The sequence below is a fragment of the Nocardioides sp. TF02-7 genome (assembly GCF_022437945.1).
In the GTDB taxonomy this organism is placed as follows: Bacteria; Actinomycetota; Actinomycetes; order Propionibacteriales; family Nocardioidaceae; genus Nocardioides.
This window is the reverse complement of the sequence record NZ_CP092535.1, coordinates 3,764,844-3,784,332: the sequence shown is the minus strand read 5'-3', so window position 1 is coordinate 3,784,332 and position 19,489 is coordinate 3,764,844. Positions and strand designations below refer to the sequence as shown.

The following is a 19,489-nucleotide window of genomic DNA, read 5'->3' as shown; positions in this document are numbered from 1 at the left end:
GACCAGCAACCGAAGCCGAGACCTCATGGCCGCAGAGCCTCCCACACCCCGGTGCCAGGGATGACGAGGCGCGCCCGCCGCCTCAGCGCACCGGGTGCCCGGCCTCCGACAGTGCCGTCTTGACCTCGGCCACCCGCACCTTGCCGAAGTGGAAGATCGTCGCCGCCAGCACGGCGTCCGCGCCCGCGTCGACCGCGGGCGGGAAGTGCTCGGCCGCACCGGCGCCGCCGGAGGCGATCACCGGGACGGTGACCTCGCGGCGCACGGCCTCGATCAGCTCGAGGTCGAAGCCGTCCTCGGTCCCGTCGGCGTCCATCGCGTTGAGCAGGATCTCGCCCGCACCGAGCTCGCAGGCCCGCGCCGCCCACGCGACCGCGTCGAGCCCGGCCGACTTCCGGCCGCCGTGGGTGGTGACCTCGAACCCGGAGTCGGTGCGGCCCTCCCCCGTCACCCGGCGGGCGTCGACCGACAGCACCAGCACCTGGTTGCCGAACCGGTCGGCGATCTCGGCGACCAGCTCGGGCCGCTGGATGGCGGCCGTGTTGACCGCCACCTTGTCGGCGCCGGCCCGCAGCAGCCGGTCGACGTCGGCCACCGACGAGACGCCGCCACCGACGGTCAGCGGGATGAACACCTGCTCCGCGGTCGCGGCGACGATCTCCATCGTCGTGGCGCGCCCCTCGTGGGAGGCGGAGATGTCGAGGAACGTCAGCTCGTCGGCGCCCTCGGCGTCGTAGGTGCGCGCCAGCTCGACCGGGTCACCGGCGTCGCGCAGCTCGCGGAAGTTGATCCCCTTGACGACCCGGCCGGCGTCGACGTCGAGGCACGGGATCACCCGCACCGCGAGGGTCACGCCGTGCCCTTGGTCAGCGCGAGCGCGTCCTCGAGCGTGAACTGCCCGGTGTAGAGCGCCGTCCCGGCGATGGCGCCCTCGACGCCCAGCGGCACCAGCTCCATCAGCGCCCGGATGTCGTCGAGCGTGGTCACGCCGCCGGACGCGACGACCGGCCGGTCGGTGGCGGCGCAGACGTCGCGGAGCAGCTGCAGGTTGGGGCCCTGCAGCATGCCGTCCTTGTTGACGTCGGTCACGACGTAGCGCGCGCAGCCCTCGGAGTCGAGCCGGGCCAGGGTCTCGTAGAGGTCGCCGCCCTCCCGGGTCCAGCCGCGCGCGGCCAGGGTGCGGCCCCGGACGTCGAGACCCACCGCAACGCGGTCGCCGTACGTCGCGATCGCGCGGGCGCACCACTCGGGCTGCTCGAGCGCGGCGGTGCCGATGTTGACCCGGCGGCAGCCGGTGGCCATCGCGGCCTCCAGCGACTCGTCGTCGCGGATGCCGCCGCTCATCTCCACCTTGATGTCGAGCCGGCCGACGATCTCGGCCTGGAACCGGCGGTTCTCGCCGGTGCCGAACGCGGCGTCGAGGTCGACCAGGTGCAGCCACTCCGCGCCGGCCTCCTGCCAGCGCATGGCCGCCTCCAGCGGGTCGCCGAACCGCTTCTCCGACCCGTTCACGCCCTGCACCAGCTGGACGGCCTGGCCGCCCTTGATGTCCACGGCGGGCAGGAGCTCGAGGTAGTCAGGCATGACCGTCGCTTTCAGAGGCTCGTGACCCAGTTGCGGAGCAGCTGGGCGCCGGCGTCGCCGGACTTCTCGGGGTGGAACTGGGTGGCGCTGAGGGGGCCGTTCTCGACGGCGGCGACGAACCGGTCGCCGCCGTGCTCGGCCCAGGTGACCAGCGGCTGGTGGGGAGTCCGGCGTGCGGTCGTTGGTGACCAGCGACCAGTCGCGGACGCCGTAGGAGTGGACGAAGTAGAACCGCTCGTCCTCGATGCCGGCGAACAGGCGGGTGCCGTCGGCGGCGTGGACGGTGTTCCACCCCATGTGCGGCACGACCGGGGCCTGGAGCCGCTCGACGACGCCGGGCCACTCGCCGCAACCCGCGGTCTCGACGCCGTGCTCGATCCCGCGCTCGAAGAGGATCTGCATGCCGACGCAGATGCCGAGCACCGGGCGACCGCCGGAGAGCCGGCGGGCGATCACCCGCTCGCCGCGGATCGCGCGGAGTCCGTTCATGCACGCCTCGAACGCGCCCACCCCGGGCACGACGAGGCCGTCGGCCTCCAGCGCCGTGTCGAGGTCGGCGGTCAGCGTGACGTCGCCGCCGGCGCGCTCGAACGCGCGCACGGCGGAGCGGAGGTTGCCCGAGCCGTAGTCGAGGACGACGACGCTGGGCTTGCGGTCAGCCACCGGTTACAGCGCACCCTTCGTGGACGGGACCCCCGGTCTCGCGGGGGTCGAGCGCGATCGCGTCGCGGAACGCGCGGGCGAACGCCTTGAACTGCGTCTCCACGATGTGGTGCGGCTCGCGCCCCGCCAGCACCCGCACGTGCAGGGCGATGTGGGCGTGGAAGGCGATCGTCTCGAAGACGTGCTTGGTCAGCGAGCCGAGGTAGGCCGGGGTGGTGCCGCCGAGCTGCACGTACTGCTGCCCCTCCGGCTCGCCGGTGTGGACGCAGTAGGGCCGGCCGGACACGTCGACCACGGCCTGCACCAGCGCCTCGTCGAGCGGCACCGTGGCGTCGCCGAACCGGCGGATGCCGACCTTGTCGCCGAGCGCCTGGCGCAGCGCCTGACCGAGCACGATCGCGGTGTCCTCGACCGTGTGGTGGGCGTCGATGTGCACGTCACCGTCGGTCTGGACGGTGAGGTCGACCAGACCGTGCCGGGCGAACGAGATCAGCATGTGGTCGTAGAACCCGACGCCGGTGGAGACGTCGTGGCGGCCGGTGCCGTCGAGGTCGACCTCGACGAGCACCTTCGACTCGCTGGTCTGCCGCTCGATCCGTGCGGTCCTGCTCATCACAGCTCCTTCATCACGTCGGTCAGGGCGTCCTCGAACGCCGCCATCTCCTCCGGCGTGCCGATCGACACGCGGAGCCAGCCGTCCGGGCCGGTCTCGCGGATCAGCACCCCGCGGTCGAGCAGGCCCTGCCAGACAGCATGCCGGTCGGCGAACGTGCCGAACAGGCAGAAGTTGGCGTCGCTGTCGGCCACCTGCAGCCCCTGGTCGCGCAGCCAGGCCACGGTCTTGTCGCGCTGGACGCGCAGCTCGTCGACCCGGCCGAGCAGCTCGGGGGCGTGCCGCAGCGCCGCGAGCGCGGCGGCCTGGGTGACCGCGGAGAGGTGGTGAGGGCAGCCGCACGACGTGGATCGCGTCGCAGATCGCCGGGTCGGCGGCGAGGTAGCCGAGCCGCAGGCCCGCCCCCGGCGAACGCCTTGCTCATCGTCCGCGTCACCACCAGGTTGCGGTGCACCGGCAACAGCTCGAGCGCGCTCGGCACGCCGGAGCGGCGGAACTCGCCGTACGCCTCGTCGACCACCACGACGCCGGCGTCGCCCACCGCCTCGCAGAGCGCCGTCACCGCCGTCTGCGGCAACGCGGTGCCGGTGGGGTTGTTGGGGCTCGGCAGCAGCACCACGCTCGGCCGCACCTCGGCGACCAGCTCTCGTGCGCGGTCGAGGTCGAGCGAGAAGTCCTCCTGGCGCCGCCCGGTGACCCACGCGGTGCTGGTGTCGCGGGCGTACTCGGGATACATCGAGTACGTCGGCGCGAAGCTCACCGCGGTCCGCCCCGGCCCGCCGAAGGCCTGGAGCAGCTGCAGCATCACCTCGTTGGACCCGTTGGCGGCCCACACCTGCGCCGGCTCGATCGTGCCGGGCACGTCGCCGGAGAGGTACGACGCCAGCGCGGTGCGCAGCGCGACGAGCTCGCGGTCGGGGGTACCGGTTGAGCGTCCGCGCCGCGTCCGCCACCGCGGCCGCGACGTCGGCGACACACTCCTCGGACGGCCCGTAGGGGTTCTCGTTGACGTTGAGCTGCACCGGCGCCACGTCGAGCGAGAGCTGGGGGAGCGCCGTAGGGCTCGATCCCCCGCAGCTCCTCCCGGACCGGGGGGCCAGCTCACGACTCGAACCTGATCGCGACCGACTGCCCGTGGCCGGGCAGGTCCTCGGCCTCGGCCAGCGTCACCACGTGGTCGCGCACGGCCGACAACCCCTCGCGGGTGTAGTCGACGACGTGCACCGCCTTGGTGAACGAGCGCACCGAGAGCCCGCTGCTGTGGCAGGCGCAGCCGCCGGTGGGCAGCACGTGGTTGGAGCCCGCGCAGTAGTCGCCGAGCGCGGTGGGCGCGAACGGGCCGATGAAGATCGCGCCGGCGTTGCGGATCCGCGCGGCCACCGCGTGCGCGTCGCGGGTCTGGATCTCGAGGTGCTCCGACGCGTAGGCGTTGGCGACGTCGACGCCCTGGTCGAGGTCGGCGACCAGCACGATGCCCGACTGCGACCCGGCCAGCGCCGTGCGCACCCGCTCGGCGTGCTTGGTGGCCGGGACCTGCCGCTCCAGCTCGGCCTCCACCGCGTCGGCGAGCTCGACCGAGTCGGTGATCAGCACCGCCGCGGCGAGCGGGTCGTGCTCGGCCTCGGAGACCAGGTCGGCGGCGACATAGACCGGGTCGGCACTGTCGTCGGCGAGGATCGCCACCTCGGTCGGACCCGCCTCGGAGTCGATGCCGACGAGGCCCTTGAGGATCCGCTTGGCGGTGACGACGTAGATGTTGCCCGGGCCGGTGACCAGGTCGACCCGGCGACAGGGCCCGACGCCGTAGGCGAACATGGCGATCGCCTGCGCGCCGCCGACGGCGTAGACCTCGTCGACGCCGAGCAGCGCGCACGCGGCCAGGATCGTCGGGTGGACGGAGCCGCCGAAGTCCTTCTGCGGCGGGCTGGCGAGCGCGATCGAGCCGACCCCGGCGACCTGGGCCGGGACGACGTTCATCAGCACCGTGGACACCAGCGGCGCGAGGCCGCCGGGCACGTAGAGACCCACCCGGTCGACCGGCACCTTGCGCTGCACCACCCGCGCACCCGGCGCGACGTCGGTGACCACGTCGGCCTCGAGCTCGCGCTCGCTGGCCGCCCGGAGCCGCGCGATCGACTCCTCCAGCCCGGCCCGTACGTCGGGGTCGAGCTGCTCGAGGGCGGCCGTCATCGCCTCCGGGGCGACCCGGAGGTCGTCGACGCGCACGCCGTCGAACCGCTCCCCCAGCTCGCGGATCGCGTCGACGCCGCGGGTCCGGACCTCCTCGCAGATCGCATGCACCGCCGGCACCGCGGCTTCGACGTCGAAGTCGGCGCGGGGGCACGGCTGCGCGGTAGTCGACCCGTGCCGGGTCGGCGTCACGCAGGTCGATGCGACGGATGAGGGCCATGGCCCGATTCTACGGCCGGGCCTCGGTTTCCCCCGCCTCGCCGACGACCGGTGGACGAGGCCCGCGGTGCGCCGCACTAGTGTCGACCGTGTGACGGCACAGCTCCCGATGTTCCCGCTGAGCACGGTGGTGTTCCCGGGCGTGAGCGTGCCGCTGCACGTCTTCGAGGACCGCTACCGCGCGCTGGTGCACCACCTCCTGCGGGTCGACGACCCGGCCGAGCGCCTGTTCGGCTCGGTGGCGATCCGCGAGGGTTACGAGGTGGGCGACCACGGAGCCCAGTCGCTGTTCCGTGTCGGGGTCCGGCTCCAGCTCACCGACGTCGAGGCCCACGCCGACGGCACGTTCGATGTGGTGGCGGTCGGTCGCGACCGGATCCGCCTCGACCGGCTGCTCCCGGGCGACCAGTTCCCGCTCGGCGAGGTCGCCGACCTGCCGGAGCCCGAGGCGCGGGTGCCGGCCGAGCTGGTCGAGCGGGCACGGGCGACGTTCACGGCCTACCGGGCCACGCTGGCCCAGATCGCCACCGACCCCTACGACGGCGCGCTGCCGGCCGACCCGACGTACCTCTCCTGGGTGCTCGCCGCGTCCGCGCCGCTGCCGATGGCGGAGCGGCAGCAGCTGCTCGAGGCGTCCGACGCGGCCGAGCGCCTCGCGCTCGTCGTCGAGCAGCTGCGGGAGGAGCTGCAGGCGATGAACGTGATCACCTCGCTGCCCGCGACCGAGGTGGCCCGCACCCGCTGGTCGCCCAACTAGGCACCGGGCTGGTCAGAGGGCCGATGGCGAAGAAGAAGTCGGCGGGCGGGACGCCCGCGACCACCGTCCTGACGGCGGCCGGCGTGGCGTTCACCGTCCAGGAGTACGAGCACGACCCGCGGTCGGAGTCCTACGGCGAGGAGGCGGCCGCGGCGATCGGCGTCGACCCCGCCCGGGTGTTCAAGACCCTGCTGGCCGACGTCGACGGCCGGCTCACGGTCGCCGTCGTGCCGGTGTCGGGCCAGCTCGACCTCAAGGCGCTCGCGAAGGCGGCGGGCGGCCGGCGCGCGGTGATGGCCGACCCACAGGCGGCCGAGCGCGCGACCGGCTACGTCGTCGGCGGCATCTCGCCGCTCGGCCAGAAGCGCGCGCATCCCACCGTGGTCGACGACTCGGCGCTCGACTGGCCGACGGTGTGCGTCTCGGCCGGGCGCCGCGGGCTCGAGGTCGAGCTCGCGCCGACCGACCTGGTGCGGCTCACGCGGGCGGTGACGGCTCCGATCCGCCGGGCCTGAGCCAGCCGCCGCCGGCCTCCCGGCGGCGCACGTTCTCGGCGCTGTTGACCAGCAGGGTCGCGGCCAGCCAGGCCACGAGACCGCCGAGCGACCAGCACAGGTAGGGCGTCCAGCCGTCGACCTGCATCGACGACGGCAGCTCCGCGCCGACGCCCTTCTCCGCCGCCAGGCCCTGCGGGTCCGGCGGGCCGAGCGCCGTGCCGACGACGAAGGTGACGGCGGCCGCGACGGCGGTGGCGAGCAGGAGACCGGCCAGTGCCGCCAGGGCCCGGCGGCGCCCCGTGACCGCGGCGACGACGCCCAGCAGGACGCCCCCGACCAACCCGACGACGGCGTACTGCGCCGTGCCGGCGAAGACCTGCGCCTGGCCCGGGTCCCACGGGAACGGCAGCCACACCACGCCGTCCTCCGTCTCGAACACCCGGCCCGGACGAGCCGGCGACCACCACGCGTGCCAGGCCCAGCCGCCGACCACGCCGAGCAGGCCGCCCAGCCCGACCAGGCCGGCGGGCAGCAGCAGCCGGCGGCCGGACCGCTCCGCCTCCGCCGGAGGTGCGTCGGCCACGACGGGCTGGCTCATCCGGCGAGGCACCCGGGCCCGAGCAGCTGCTTGAGGTCGGCGAAGAGAGCGGGGCTCGGCGACACCCGCAGGCCGTCGTCGAGCTTCATCAGCCGCGTGTTCTCCCGGGTGAGAAGCCGCAGCCGGACCTCGGTGAGCCCCGGGTGGGTGCGGAGCACCTCCTTGAGCCCGGCCACGACCGGGGCGGTGCAGCGCGTAGAGGGCAGACTGATCACGACCGGGCCGTCGCTGCCGCGGTCGAGGTCGGGCACGGTGACCTCCATCGCGTGCAGCTCCGGCTGCTCCTTGCTGCGCGAGAGGCGACCCTTGACGGTCACGATCGCGTCGGGCACCAGCATCGTGCCCGCCAGCTGGTAGGCGCTCGGGAACAGCAGCACGTCGATGGCGCCCTCGAGGTCCTCGAGCGAGATCATCGCCCAGGGGTCGCCCTTCTTGGTGATCTTGCGCTGCACCGAGGTGATCAGCCCGCTGACCGTGATCACCGCGCCGTCGGGCCGCTCGGTGCCCTCGGTGTCGGCCATCAGCTCGCCGATCGTGCAGTCGGCGCTGTTGGCGAGGACGTGCTCGAGCCCGAGCAGCGGGTGGTCGGAGACGTAGAGGCCGAGCATGTCGCGCTCGTGGCCGAGCAGGGTGGTCTTGTCCCACTCGTCGATGTCGGGGATGGTCACGCTCACCCCGAAGTCCGCACCGTCCATGTCGTCGAGCCCGGCGAAGAGCGAGTCCTGCCCGATCGCCTCGTTGCGCTTGATGTCGACGTACTGGTCGACCGCCGTCTCGTGGATCGCCAGCAGCGCGCGCCGCCGGTGCTTGAGGTCGTCGAACGCGCCGGCCTTGATCAGCGACTCGATCACCCGCTTGTTGCACACCAGCGCGGGCACCTTGTCGAGGAAGTCGTTGAACGACTCGTAGCGACCCTTCTCCTCCCGCGCGGCGACGACCTGGTCGACGACGTTGGCACCGACGTTGCGGACGGCGGTCAGGCCGAAGCGGATGTCGGTGCCGACCGGCGTGAAGTTCTTGGCCGACTCGTTGACGTCGGGCGGCAGCACCTGGATCTTCAGGCGACGGCACTCGTTGAGGTAGACCGCCATCTTGTCCTTGTCGTCCTTCACCGACGTGAGGAGCGCCGCCATGTACTCGGCGGTGTAGTTGGCCTTGAGGTACGCCGTCCAGTAGGACACGACGCCGTAGGCCGCGGAGTGCGCCTTGTTGAACGCGTAGTCGGAGAACGGGAGCAGGATCTCCCAGAGGGTGCGGACGGCGTCCTTGGAGTAGCCGCGCTCGAGCATGCCGCCCTCGAAGCCGGCGTACTGCTTGTCGAGCTCCTCCTTCTTCTTCTTGCCCATCGCCCGGCGCAGGTTGTCGGCCTGTCCCAGCGTGAAGCCCGCCAGGACCTGGGCGATCGCCATCACCTGCTCCTGGTAGACGATCAGGCCGTAGGTCTCGCCGAGGATCGGCTCCAGCGCCTCCGCCAGCTCGGGGTGGATCGGCTCGATCGGCTCGCGGCCGTTCTTGCGGCGGGCGTACTTGTTGTGGGAGTCGGCGCCCATCGGCCCCGGGCGGTAGAGCGCACCGACCGCGGAGATGTCGGCGAACTTGTCGGGCCGCATGCTGCGCAGCAGCGCCCGCATCGGGCCGCCGTCGAGCTGGAAGACGCCGAGTGTGTCGCCGGCCGAGAGCAGGTCGTAGGTGGCGGGGTCGTCGAACGGCAGGTCCTCGAGCACCACCTCCTCGCCCCGGTTGGCGCGGATGTTGTCGAGCGCGTCGTCGAGGACCGTGAGGTTGCGGAGGCCGAGGAAGTCCATCTTGACCAGCCCGAGCGACTCGCACATCGGGTAGTCGAACTGGGTGATGATCGCGCCGTCCTGCTCGCGCTTCATGATCGGGACGATGTCGACCAGCGGCTCGCTCGACATGATGACGCCCGCCGCGTGCACGCCCCACTGCCGGATCTGCCCCTCGAGGCCGAGGGCGGTCTGGTAGATCTCGCGGACCGTGGGGTCCTTGTCGTAGAGCTCGCGGAACTCGGCGCCGTCGCCGAACCGCTTGTGGCCGTCGTCGAAGATGTCCTTGAGCGGCACGCCCTTGCCCATGACGTCGGGCGGGAGCGCCTTGGTGATCTGGTCGCCGACGGCGAACCCGTGGTCGAGCACCCGGGCGGCGTCCTTGATCGCCTGCTTGGCCTTGATCCGGCCGAAGGTGGCGATGTAGGAGACCCGGTCGCTGCCGTACTTCTCGCTGACGTACTGGATGACCTCGGTGCGCCGACGCTCGTCGAAGTCGATGTCGAAGTCGGGCATCGACGGGCGCTCGGGGTTGAGGAACCGCTCGAAGATCAGGCCGTGCTCGAGCGGGCACAGGTCGGTGATCCGCAGGGCGTACGCCGCGATCGACCCGGCGCCCGAGCCACGCCCGGGGCCGACCCGGATGCCGTTGCTCTTGGCCCAGTTGATGAAGTCGGCGACCACGAGGTAGTAGCCGCAGTAGCCCTTCTGGGAGATGACCGCGAGCTCCATGTCGACCCGGTCGCGGACCTCCTGGGTCAGCCGGTCGCCGGGGTAGCGCGACTCGATGCCACGCCACACCTCCTTGACGAACCACGACTCCTCGGTCTCCCCCCGCCGGCACGTCGGCGCGGGCCATGTAGCCGCCGGTCGACTCGTTGAACTCGACCTCGCACCGCTCGGCGATCAGCAGCGTGTTGTCGCACGCCTCCCGCAGGCCGTTGTGGTCGCCCCACAGCTCGCGCATCTCGGCCGCGGACTTGATGTAGTAGCCGGTGCCCTCGAACGCGAACCGGCGCCCGCCCTTGCTGTACGGCGGCTCGGAGAGCCGGCTGCCCGACTGCACGCAGAGCAGCGCCTCGTGCGCCGCGGCGTCGCCGGGGTTGTTGTAGTGGCTGTCGTTGGTGGCGACGGGCGGGATGCCGAGCTGCTTGCCGAGCTTCAGCAGGTCGTCGCGGACCCGCTTCTCGATCGAGATGCCGTGGTCCATCAGCTCGAGGAAGACGTTGTCGCGCCCGAAGACGTCCTGCAGCTCGCCGGCCTCGCGGACCGCCTCGTCCCACTGCCCCAGCCGGAGCCGGGTCTGGATCGCGCCGCTGGGGCAGCCGGTGCTGACGATCAGGCCCTTGCTGTAGGTCTGGAGGAGCTCCTTGTCCATCCGGGGCTTGTAGAAGTACCCCTCGAGGCTGGACAGCGACGAGAGCCGGAAGAGGTTGTGCATCCCCTCGGTGCTCTCTGCCCACATGGTCATGTGGGTGTAGGCGCCGCCGCCCGAGACGTCGTCGCCGCCCTCCTCGGCGGTCTCGCCCTTGCCCCAGCGGACGCGGCGACGCTCGGAGCGGTGGGTGCCGGGGGTGACGTAGGCCTCGATGCCGATGATCGGCTTGACGCCGTGCTTGCGGGCCTTGGACCAGAAGTCGTAGGCACCGTGCAGGTTGCCGTGGTCGGTCATGGCGACGGCGGGCATGCCGAGCTCGCTGACCCGGCCGAACAGCCCGTCGAGCAGCGACGCCCCGTCGAGCATCGAGTACTCGGTGTGGACGTGCAGGTGGACGAAGTCCCCGTCCCCGGCTGCCGCGGCGCTCGAGCCTGCCATGTGCTGCTTCTGACTCCCTCACTCGGTGTGCGGACGGCGTGCGGCAGTGGCCGGAACGGCCGCGCCGGACGTCGGCGGGCGGGCCCGCGGGCTCACTGGGGGAAGGACCGCCAGCCTACGCGAACTCGGACCCGACGATAGGGAGACCCTCCGACAGTCCGGCCGGCCGGCTCAGGTGGTGCCGACCGCCACCACGAACCCGGCGGCGGCGAGGACCAGCAACCCCGCTGCGGGGGCCAGGAAACCGGCCAGGACCACCCACCGGTGGCGGGGGCTGAGCACGCCGGGGCGGCGGAACGCCCACCACGCGCCGACCGCCAGCCACATCAGCCCGAGCGGCACGAGCGGCAGCGACGCCGCGGCCCAGCGGGACCACAGGTCGCTGCGGTAGGCGGAGCGGGAGTCGGGGTCGGCGCGCACCGCATAGCTCTCCCCCGGGTCGCCGTCGTAGTAGAGCTCGGCACGGTACGCCGAGCCGCCCCCCGGCCGGCTCGAACGTACCGAGGCACTGCGCGCGCGTCGTCGTGCCGTCGTACTGCAGGTCGCGGCCGCAGGTCTTGGCGGCGAACGTGCCGGCCTCTCCGGACAGGCCGAAGGTGAGGGGCCAGCTCGGTGCGGCTGCCGAGGACGACGACCAGCAGCACGGCGAGCAGCGCACCGGCGAAGCCCAGGGCGGTCCGCCCTCGGGCGGCCTCGGCCGCGGCATCCTCCGGCGAGCCGGCGGCGCCGGTCGCTCCGGAGGACTCCGACCACGTGGTCATGCCCCCGAGTCTCCCGTCGCGAGCGCCGCGGCGGAGCGGTTTCGGCGAAGCCGTTGTCAGATCCCGGTCCGCCGGCCGGGCCACTCCATCCGGACGTCCGGTTCCCGCTCCTCGTTGCCCGACCCGTCGGTGTGCTCGCGCTCGACCAGCCCCCCGGCCGGCGTAGAACCTCCGCGCCGGCTCGTTCGTCTCGAACACCCACAGGCCGAAGCCGTGCGGGCGCCGCGCCTTCACCAGGTCGAGCAGGGCCGAGCCGATGCCGGTGCCCGCGTGCGCGGGGTGCACGTAGAGGTCGTCGAGCCACGTGGCCGTGAACCGGGCGTAGCCGACGACGCGCCCGGTCAGCCCGGTCAGCCCGGTCAGCCCGGTCGACTCCGCCAACTCCGCCACCCAGGTCTCGTCGGCGTCCACACGAGCGGCGCCGTCGAGCCGGCTCGCGAGCCAGGCGCGGACCTCCGGCTCGGGGTGCACCGACGGCGGCATCGGCGCAGCAGCGCGGGCCGCGAGGTGGACGTCGGCGACCGCGTCCGCGTCGGCCGGACCGGCCGGGCGCAGCACCAGGTCAGTGGCTGTCACGGATGACGTCGAGGGCGCTCTGGAGGTCGTCGGGGTACGACGACTCGTACTCGACGTGCTTGCCCGTGTCGGGGTGCTCGAACCCGAGCCGCACCGCGTGCAGCCACTGCCGGGTCAGCCCGAGCCTGCGGCCGAGGACGGGGTCGGCTCCGTAGGTGAGGTCGCCGCAGCAGGGGTGCTTGAGGGCCGCCATGTGCACCCGGATCTGGTGGGTGCGGCCGGTCTCGAGGTGGACCTCCAGGAGGCTGGCGAACCGGTGCGCCTCGAGCGTCTCGTAGTGCGTCACGCTCGCGCGTCCGCCCTCCATCACCGCGAACTTGTAGTCCGCGCCCGGGTGGCGGCCGATCGGCGCGTCGATGGTGCCGGACAGCGGGTCGGGGTGCCCCTGGACGAGGGCGTGGTAGGTCTTGTCGACGGTGCGCTGCCGGAAGGCGTTCTTGAGCAGCGAGTAGGCGTGCTCGGACTTGCAGATCACCATCACGCCCGACGTGCCGACGTCGAGCCGCTGGACGATGCCCTGCCGCTCCGACGCGCCGCTGGTGGCGATCCGGAACCCGGCGCCCGCCAGGTGGCCGACGACGGTCGGGCCGCGCCAGCCGGGCGAGGGGTGCACCGCGACGCCCACCGGCTTGTCGATCACGACGATGGAGTCGTCGTCGTGGATGATCTTGATGCCCTCGACCACCTCGGGCACCACCTCGAGCGGGTCGGCCTCGACGGGGATCTCGACGTCGAGCACCGAGCCGGGCAGCACCCGTTCGCTCTTGCTCACCGCCGCGCCGTCGAGGCGGACGTTGCCCGCGGCGATCAGCTCGGCCGCCCGGGAGCGGGAGAGCCCGAACAGCTGGGCCATGGCGACGTCGACCCGCTCGCCGTCGAGGCTGTCGGGCACGGGGAGGCTGCGGTGGTCGGCGGTGGTCACCGGTCGTCCTCCGCGGCGGCCGGGCCTCCCCCGTCGTCCTCGGCGGAGGCGCCGTCGGTGCCCGTCCCGTCGTCACCGGGCCGGTCGGGGGTCCCGCGGGTGCCGTCGAGGTGGACGCCGCGGAACACCTGGATCAGCACCACGGCGGCGCCGACGTTGATCGCGATGTCGGCGACGTTGAAGATCGGCCAGTTCGGCAGCTGGAGGAAGTCGATGACGTGACCGTGGAAGGCCTGCGGCTCCCTGACCAGCCGGTCGGTGAGGTTGCCGGTGATGCCGGCCAGCATCGCGCCCAGCCCGAACGCCCAGAACCGGTCGGCCAGGCCGCGACTCATCCACAGCACCACCACGGTGGCCGCGATGGCGAGGCAGGTGAGGACGACCGTGAAGTCGGTGCCGAGCGAGAAGGCGGCGCCGGGGTTGCGGGTCAGGTGCAGCTGCAGGAGCTCGCCGACGACCTGCACGTCACCGTCGGCGAGGTGCTCGACCGCGGCCCGCTTCGACAGCTGGTCGGCGGCGTAGAGCACGCCGGCGACGACCGCGAACAGCAGCCAGGTGCCCCGGCTGGCGAGCAGGCGGCGACGGCGTTCGTCCGGGGCGGTCTCGTGGTCTACCGGCGTTCCTCGCGCTGCTTGCATGTCATGCACAGTGTCGCACGGGGGAACGCCATCAACCTCATCTTGCCGATGGGGTTGCCGCACGACTCGCACACGCCGTAGGTGCCGTTCTCGATGCGCGCGAGCGCCCGGTCGATCTGGGCCAGCTTCTCGCGCTCGTGGTTGAGGACGGTGAGCTCGTGGTCGCGCTCGAAGCTGGTGGCGCCGATGTCGGCCTGGTCCTGCCCGGCGCCGTCGCCGGCGTCGCGGAGCAGCCCGGACAGGTCGGCCTCCTGCTCGGCGACGATCTGCGCGCTGTGCTCGCGCTGCTCGTGGAGCTCGGCCATCACCTCGGCCAGCTCCGCCGACGACCACTTCGCCTCGCTGTCGAGCACCGGCAGCGCGGTCGCCGCCGCCTTCTGCGCGGACGCCGCCTTCTTCGGTGCTGCCTTCTTCGGTGCTGCCTTCTTCACGGGCGCCGCCCGCTTGGTCGTCTTCTTCACCGGCGCCGCCTTCGTGGTCGGTGCCGGCTTCGGGGCCGGCGAGGTCTTCGTGGTCGACTTCGTGGCGGGCGACGTCTTCTTCGTCGCGGAAGCCTTCTTCGCCGGTGCGGCCTTCTTCGCGGGCGTCGCCTTCTTGGCCGGCGCGGCCTTCTTCGCGGGCGTCGCCTTCTTGGCGGGGGCGGCCTTCTTGGCCGGTGCGGCCTTCTTGGCGGGCGTCGCCTTCTTGGCGGGGGCCGCCTTCTTCGACGGCGTCGCCTTCTTCGCCGGAGCCGCCTTCTTCGCGGGCGTCGCCTTCTTCGCCGGAGCCGCCTTCTTGGCGGGTGCGGCCTTCTTCGCCGTCGTCTTCTTCACCGACGCGGTGGTCCGGGACGGGCTCGCGTCCTCACCGTTGGCGGAGCGCCGGCGGCCGATGATCTTGCCGGCCGCGGACACGGTGCGTCCCGCCAACGACTTCTTCGTGCTGCGGGCCATGCGGACCCTCCTTGTCCGGGCTCAGCCGGTGACGTGGATCACGGGCTGCAGGGAGGGTAGCCGGTGGGTCCCCCGCGACCAAGCAGCCACACCGCCTGCGCCGAGCCGCCGAAATGCACACCGGCCGCCCGCGGTGCGGGACGGCCGGTGGTGCAGGTGCAGGCGCCGGAGCGCTCAGCGCTCCTCTTCGCCGAGGATGGAGCGCAGCCGCTTGGGGGCCGGCGCCTCCTCGGACGGGGCGACCGTGTCGCCCGGGGTCTGCAGGGCCTCGAGCTGCTGGGTGAAGTAGCTCTTGAGGCGCGAGCGGTACTCGCGCTCGAACGAGCGGAGGTTCTCGACCTCCAGCGCCAGCTTGTCGCGCTCCTTCTCGAGGTCACCGAAGAGCTGCGTGCGCCGCTCGGCGGTTTCGGCGTCGAGCATCTCGGCGCGGGCCCGGGCGTCGGACTCGAGCCGGTCGGACTTGCCACGGGCCTCGTTCTCGAGGCGCTCGGCCTTGGTGCGGGCCTCGCCCACGATCCGGTCGGCCTCGTTCTTGGCGTCCTCGACCAGCTCGTCGGCGTTGCGGGTCGCGATCTCGAGCAGCCGGGCGGCGGCGTTGGACGCCTCCGGCACGGTCTCCACCCGGATGGTCTCGACCCCGCCGACGACCTCGCCGGTGGCCGGTGCGCTCACCGGTGCGGGCGCGGGCGCAGCCACGGGCGCCGGCGGCGGCTCCGGAGCGGCCTCGGGCACCGGGGTGAGCTGGGTGGGCGCCACCGGGTCGAACGACGACGGAGCACCCGACTGAGCGGCGGCCAGCTTGGCGCGCAGCTCGTCGTTCTCCTGCGTGAGCCGCGCGAGCTCGGCCTCCACCTCGTCGAGGAACTGGTCGACCTCGCCCATGTCGTAGCCCTCGCGCAACCGGACGGGGGTAAAGCGCTTGTTGCTCACGTCCTCGGGCGTCAGCGGCATGACCTCACCTATCTTCGATCCTGGGACTTGCTGTCCCGCGAACAATAGCGCCTGACCTGCAGGTCGAGAGACTCGACGATACCGCCGTGACGTCAGATCGCCATGCTCCGGGTCACGCCCAGAGCGATGTAGGCGAGGATCATCACGATGATGAAGCTGAGGTCGAGCGCGATGCTCCCCAGCCGCAGCGGCGGCACCACCCGGCGCAGCGCCTTGATCGGCGGGTCCGTCACCGAGTAGACGACCTCGAGCAGCACCAGGACCAGGCCGCGCGGCTGCCACGACCGGGCGAACACCTGCACCCAGTCGACGATGAAACGCACCCAGAGCAGCCCGATGAAGACCCACAGGACGTACTCGATGACCTGGCCGACGATCGACAACGACAGTTCCTAGTTGGTGAACGAGAGAAGCCGGGCGCTGTCGCCCGGCGGCTCAAGTGTGCCGTACGGGCCAACCGGCCCCGGGGCTGGGTGGAGCGGCCGGACGACCGGTCAGCTCTGGTTGAAGAACCCGCCCTCGGCGATCCGCTGCTTGTCGGCGGCGGCGACGGTGACGTTGGGCGGCGAGAGCAGGAACACCTTGTTGGTGATCCGCTCGATGCTGCCCCGGGTGGCGAAGATCAGGCCGGCGGCGAAGTCGACGAGGCGCTTGGCGTCGGCGTCGTCCATCTCGGTGAGGTTCATGATCACCGGCGTGCCGTCGCGGTACTGCTCGCCCACCGCCCGGGCCTCGTTGTAGGTGCGCGGGTGGAGCGTGATGATCCGGGAGAGCTCGGCCACGGTGCCCCCTTCCGGGCCCACCTCAGGCGCCACCTGGGCGACCGGGGCGGCCGGGACGGAGCGGCGCCGCTCGCTGATGTCGGCGACGGGGGCCGGACGGGGACGGGCGGTCCGCTCGGCCCGGGCCGAGGAGGTGCGCTCGGTCTCGTCGACGACGTCGCGGTCGTCGTCGAGCTCGTCGTAGCCGGTGTCCTCGAGCAGGCCGAGGTACTCACCGATCCTGCGCATCGCACCGCTCATGGCTGTTGCCTCCGAGTCTTCTGCGCCCCGCGCGGGCGACTTCTCGTGTTGTGGACATTACTGGACCGCGGGCCTCGATCCGAGGACCGCGGTGCCGACGCGCACGTGTGTCGCACCGGCCGTGATCGCCTGCTCCAGGTCGCCGCTCATGCCGGCCGAGAGCCAACCTGCGTCGGGGTGGTCGGCGAGGAAGTCGGCGCGGATGGCGGCGAGCCGTTCGAATGCCGCGGCCGGGTCCTCGCCGAGCGGCGCGACGGCCATCAGGCCGCGCAGCCGCAGGTGCGGAGCGGCGGCCACCCGGTCGGCCAGGTCGGCCACGTCGGCGGGGTCGACCCCGGCCCGTCCCTCGCGCCCCGGCGGGTCGAGGCTCACCTGGAGGAGGACGTCGACCGGCCGGGGCCGGCTCTCGGCGCCCGCGTCGAGCCGGGCGACCAGCTTGGCGCGGTCGAGGGAGTGCACGGCGTCGGCGTAGCGAGCGACCGCGGCGGCCTTGTTGCTCTGCAGCCCGCCGATGAAGTGCCACCGCACCGGCACGTCGGCGCACTCGGCCGCCTTGGCCTCCGCCTCCTGGTGGCGGTTCTCCCCCACGTCGGTCACCCCGAGCTCGGCGAGCAGGCGCACGTCGGAGGCCGGGAAGTACTTGGTCACCACGACCAGCCGGACCTCGTCGGCGGAGCGGCCGGCGGCCGCACAGGCCGCGGCGATCCGGGCGCGGACCCGGTCGAGCCCGGCGGCGACCTCGTCGCGGCGGCTCATGCCGCGCCTCGCAGCCGCACGAGGCCGGCGGACCGGCCGGCGGCGGCGCCGTCGCGGCGGTAGGAGTAGAGGTCGGGCGACTCGCGGGTGCAGCGGGCGGCGTCGACGACCGGTACGCCGACCGCGGTGAGCTGGGCGCGGACGCCCGCCCCGATGTCGAGGCCCGGGGTCCCCCACGAGGTGGTGCTCCTGCTCTCCGGGACCGCGGCGGCCACCTCGTCCTGCAGCTGCGCCGGCACCTCGTAGCAGCGGCCGCAGATGTGGGGGCCCACCCAGGCCGTCACCCGGCGGGCGCCCAGCGCGGTCATCCGCTCCACCGTGCGCGGCACCACCTCCCCGCACCATCCCGGCCCGCCCGGCGTGGGCGACGCCGACCACGCCGGCCTCGGCGTCGGCGAGCAGCACCGGCACGCAGTCGGCCACCCGCACCACGAGCACCAGGTCGGGCCGGTCGGTGACCTGGCCGTCGCACTCGACCCGCTCGGAGCCGGCGGCCTCGCCGTGGTCGACGTACGTCACGTCGGGTCCGTGGACCTGGACCATCGCGGGCGCCGGGTCGGCGTCGGGGGCGAAGTCGGCGAGCACCGTGCGCAGGTTCCGCGCCACCGCGGCCGGGTCGTCGCCCCCGTGAGCGCGAGGTTGAGCTCGTCGTAGGGCGCAGCACTGACCCCGCCGAGCCGGTCGGTGAACGCCAGCTCGACGGGGCCGTGGGTGCTGCGGTAGGCGTACATGTCCTCCGGGACCTACTTGAGGAAGTCGGGGACGTCGAGGTCGTCGTCGTCGAGCTGCATCGGCGCGGGCGCCGGGCGGGCGCCCACGGGCACGCTCGGCTTCTCGGCCGGGCGCTCCGACCGCTCGGCGGGCGCCGGGGCCGGCCGCTCGGTCCGCTCGGCGGCGGGCTCGCGCCGGTTGGCGGCTGCGGCCACGGCGGCGCGGGTCTCCTCCTGCGTCTGCTGCGGCCGGGCCTCGCGTCGCAGCGCGCTGCCCTCCTCCCGGCGCTTGGGCGTGCCGCCGTCGAAGCCGGCCGCGATCACGGTGACCCGCACCTCGTCGCCCAGGGCGTCGTCGATGGTCGCGCCGAAGATGATGTTGGCATCGGGGTGCACGGCCTCGGCGACCAGCGCCGCCGCCTCGTTGATCTCGAACAGGCCGAGGTCGGAGCCGCCGGCGATCGAGAGCAGCACGCCGTGCGCGCCGTCGATGGACGCCTCGAGCAGCGGGCTCGACACCGCCATCTCGGCGGCCGCCACCGAGCGGTCCTCGCCGCGGGCGGAGCCGATGCCCATCAGCGCGGACCCGGCGTTGGCCATGACCGACTTCACGTCGGCGAAGTCGAGGTTGATCAGGCCCGGCGTCGTGATCAGGTCGGTGATGCCGGAGACGCCCTGGAGCAGCACCTGGTCGGCCTGGCGGAACGCGTCCATCACCGACACGTTGCGGTCGCTGATGGAGAGCAGCCGGTCGTTGGGGATGACGATGAGGGTGTCGACCTCCTCGCGGAGCCGGGCGATGCCCTCCTCGGCGGAGCCGGCGCGGCGCCGGCCCTCGAACGCGAACGGCCGGGTGACGACGCCGATGGTCAGCGCGCCGAGCGAGCGCGCGATCCGGGCCACGACCGGGGCGCCGCCGGTGCCGGTGCCGCCGCCCTCGCCGGCGGTCACGAAGACCATGTCGGCGCCCTTGAGCACCTCCTCGATCTCCTCCGCGTGGTCCTCGGCGGCTTTGCCGCCGACCTCGGGGTTGGCGCCGGCGCCGAGCCCGCGGGTGAGCTCGCGGCCGATGTCGAGCTTGACGTCGGCGTCGCTCATGAGCAGGGCCTGCGCGTCGGTGTTGATCGCGATGAACTCGACGCCCTTGAGGCCGACCTCGATCATCCGGTTGACGGCGTTGACCCCACCACCACCGATGCCCACGACCTTGATGATGGCCAGGTAGTTCTGTGCAGCTGCCACGGCGGCTTTCACCTCTCGTCGAATCAGTTCTGTGTGCCAGTTGGTGTCGGCAGCCGGCTGGTGGGGCCAGCTGTTGGGGATGGCGGGACGGTCGTGCGGGGAAGCGACGGGCCGGCGTGTCCCTCAACCCTTACCCTCATCCTGAGGGTTATAGTTATGTCAACCTCGTCGTGCCGACGACACTAGGGACGAAGCGGCGCCCGGCGGCGCAGACACGCCGGGACGCCGGCCGGCATCCGTGGCGCCTGTGCCGGGAGC

General features: G+C 72.8%; 15 protein-coding genes and 8 pseudogenes. 2 read left to right on the top strand and 21 right to left on the bottom strand.

The features are described from left to right. Positions 1-82: 82 nt before the first annotated feature. The 6 genes and pseudogenes from hisF to hisD form a co-directional block, all read right to left on the bottom strand. Entirely contained in the window at positions 83-853 is a 771-nt protein-coding gene (gene hisF / locus MF408_RS19575) for an imidazole glycerol phosphate synthase subunit HisF (protein WP_240249062.1), read from the bottom strand. Next, on the bottom strand, positions 850-1,584 hold the full coding sequence (priA, locus tag MF408_RS19570; RefSeq protein ID WP_240249061.1) for a bifunctional 1-(5-phosphoribosyl)-5-((5-phosphoribosylamino)methylideneamino)imidazole-4-carboxamide isomerase/phosphoribosylanthranilate isomerase PriA: 735 nt from the start codon (positions 1,582-1,584) through the stop codon (positions 850-852). Before priA ends, hisF begins: the two co-directional genes overlap by 4 nt. Before the next feature lie 11 nt (positions 1,585-1,595). After that, a pseudogene (gene hisH, locus MF408_RS19565) lies at positions 1,596-2,184 on the bottom strand (imidazole glycerol phosphate synthase subunit HisH). Between the two features lie 66 nt (positions 2,185-2,250). After that, positions 2,251-2,860 (bottom strand): annotated as a pseudogene (gene hisB, locus MF408_RS19560) (imidazoleglycerol-phosphate dehydratase HisB). Continuing rightward, positions 2,860-3,937 (bottom strand): annotated as a pseudogene (locus tag MF408_RS19555) (histidinol-phosphate transaminase). Before MF408_RS19555 ends, hisB begins: the two co-directional pseudogenes overlap by 1 nt. Before the next feature lie 24 nt (positions 3,938-3,961). After that, positions 3,962-5,270, bottom strand: a pseudogene (hisD, locus tag MF408_RS19550) (histidinol dehydrogenase). 90 nt (positions 5,271-5,360) lie between these two features. Between hisD and MF408_RS19545 the strand changes: the two are divergent. Next, positions 5,361-6,026, top strand: coding sequence for an LON peptidase substrate-binding domain-containing protein (locus MF408_RS19545; RefSeq protein ID WP_240249059.1), 666 nt, complete (start codon positions 5,361-5,363; stop codon positions 6,024-6,026). Positions 6,027-6,049: 23 nt separating this feature from the next. Continuing rightward, positions 6,050-6,541 carry a Cys-tRNA(Pro) deacylase gene (gene ybaK, locus MF408_RS19540; protein ID WP_240249058.1) on the top strand — a complete coding sequence of 164 codons (492 nt, stop codon included), beginning with the start codon at positions 6,050-6,052 and terminating at the stop codon, positions 6,539-6,541. On the opposite strand, the gene MF408_RS19535 is transcribed toward ybaK, so the two are convergent. From MF408_RS19535 to ftsZ, 15 genes and pseudogenes are all read right to left on the bottom strand, one after another. Further along, the gene (locus MF408_RS19535; RefSeq protein ID WP_240249057.1) at positions 6,504-7,121 is read right to left on the bottom strand and encodes a hypothetical protein; all 618 of its coding nucleotides are present in this window, start codon (positions 7,119-7,121) and stop codon (positions 6,504-6,506) included. The two genes, ybaK and MF408_RS19535, sit on opposite strands and share 38 nt — an antisense overlap. After that, positions 7,118-9,715, bottom strand: a pseudogene (dnaE, locus tag MF408_RS19530) (DNA polymerase III subunit alpha); the annotation flags it as partial. The pseudogene dnaE and the gene MF408_RS19535, both read right to left, overlap by 4 nt. A gap of 451 nt (positions 9,716-10,166) precedes the next feature. Further along, positions 10,167-10,649: pseudogene (locus tag MF408_RS27200) on the bottom strand (PHP domain-containing protein); the annotation flags it as partial. 243 nt (positions 10,650-10,892) lie between these two features. Beyond that, complete coding sequence (locus tag MF408_RS19525) at positions 10,893-11,063, bottom strand: hypothetical protein (RefSeq protein ID WP_240249056.1); 171 nt, start codon at positions 11,061-11,063, stop codon at positions 10,893-10,895. Further along, entirely contained in the window at positions 11,048-12,058 is a 1,011-nt protein-coding gene (locus MF408_RS19520; protein WP_240249055.1) for a GNAT family N-acetyltransferase, read from the bottom strand. Before MF408_RS19520 ends, MF408_RS19525 begins: the two co-directional genes overlap by 16 nt. Next, entirely contained in the window at positions 12,045-12,980 is a 936-nt protein-coding gene (locus tag MF408_RS19515; protein WP_275693236.1) for an RluA family pseudouridine synthase, read from the bottom strand. The genes MF408_RS19520 and MF408_RS19515 overlap by 14 nt, the downstream gene beginning before the upstream one ends. Continuing rightward, entirely contained in the window at positions 12,977-13,618 is a 642-nt protein-coding gene (gene lspA / locus MF408_RS19510; protein ID WP_240249054.1) for a signal peptidase II, read from the bottom strand. The genes MF408_RS19515 and lspA overlap by 4 nt, the downstream gene beginning before the upstream one ends. Next, positions 13,591-14,550 carry a TraR/DksA family transcriptional regulator gene (locus tag MF408_RS19505; protein ID WP_240249053.1) on the bottom strand — a complete coding sequence of 320 codons (960 nt, stop codon included), beginning with the start codon at positions 14,548-14,550 and terminating at the stop codon, positions 13,591-13,593. Before MF408_RS19505 ends, lspA begins: the two co-directional genes overlap by 28 nt. Before the next feature lie 174 nt (positions 14,551-14,724). Beyond that, on the bottom strand, positions 14,725-15,501 hold the full coding sequence (locus tag MF408_RS19500) for a DivIVA domain-containing protein (RefSeq protein ID WP_240249052.1): 777 nt from the start codon (positions 15,499-15,501) through the stop codon (positions 14,725-14,727). Between the two features lie 92 nt (positions 15,502-15,593). Then, complete coding sequence (locus MF408_RS19495) at positions 15,594-15,884, bottom strand: YggT family protein (protein WP_240249051.1); 291 nt, start codon at positions 15,882-15,884, stop codon at positions 15,594-15,596. Positions 15,885-15,995: 111 nt separating this feature from the next. Then, entirely contained in the window at positions 15,996-16,523 is a 528-nt protein-coding gene (gene sepF, locus MF408_RS19490) for a cell division protein SepF (RefSeq protein WP_240249050.1), read from the bottom strand. Between the two features lie 57 nt (positions 16,524-16,580). Beyond that, positions 16,581-17,456, bottom strand: coding sequence for a YggS family pyridoxal phosphate-dependent enzyme (locus tag MF408_RS19485; RefSeq protein ID WP_345893961.1), 876 nt, complete (start codon positions 17,454-17,456; stop codon positions 16,581-16,583). Beyond that, positions 17,357-17,587 (bottom strand): annotated as a pseudogene (locus tag MF408_RS25905) (laccase domain-containing protein); the annotation flags it as partial. The gene MF408_RS19485 and the pseudogene MF408_RS25905, both read right to left, overlap by 100 nt. Positions 17,588-17,690: 103 nt before the next feature. Beyond that, positions 17,691-17,864 (bottom strand): annotated as a pseudogene (locus tag MF408_RS25900) (laccase domain-containing protein); the annotation flags it as partial. A 158-nt stretch (positions 17,865-18,022) separates the two neighbouring features. Next, positions 18,023-19,231 carry a cell division protein FtsZ gene (gene ftsZ, locus MF408_RS19480; RefSeq protein WP_240249049.1) on the bottom strand — a complete coding sequence of 403 codons (1,209 nt, stop codon included), beginning with the start codon at positions 19,229-19,231 and terminating at the stop codon, positions 18,023-18,025. Positions 19,232-19,489 lie beyond the last annotated feature (258 nt).